Source organism: Gilvimarinus sp. 1_MG-2023, assembly GCF_030548285.1.
This window is the reverse complement of sequence record NZ_JAUOSC010000717.1, coordinates 1-298: the sequence shown is the minus strand read 5'-3', so window position 1 is coordinate 298 and position 298 is coordinate 1. Positions and strand designations below refer to the sequence as shown.

General features: G+C 51.7%; 1 protein-coding gene. It reads right to left on the bottom strand.

The genetic code is table 11. The features are described 5' to 3' along the window. A partial coding sequence (gene argB / locus Q4563_RS18750) for an acetylglutamate kinase (RefSeq protein ID WP_303605590.1) occupies nt 1-298 on the bottom strand: 298 nt, incomplete at both ends.

The window sequence follows — 298 nt, the reverse complement described above, 5'->3', positions numbered from 1 at the left end:
CACCGTTCTGGTTGATCAGGTTGACGATGTCTTTGTTGACCAGGCCACCCAGTACCATTTCGACCACATCCATGGTTTCGCTGGTGGTCACGCGCATGCCGTTAACAAAGTGGCTTTCGATATTGAGTTTGGTCAGCAACTCGCCAATTTGTGGCCCGCCGCCGTGCACCACAACCGGGTTGATGCCAACCAGTTTCAGCATCACCATATCGCGGGCAAAGCTGTTTTTCAGATGTTCGTCGATCATGGCATTGCCGCCGTATTTGACAACAATGGTTTTGCCTACAAAGCGTTGCAG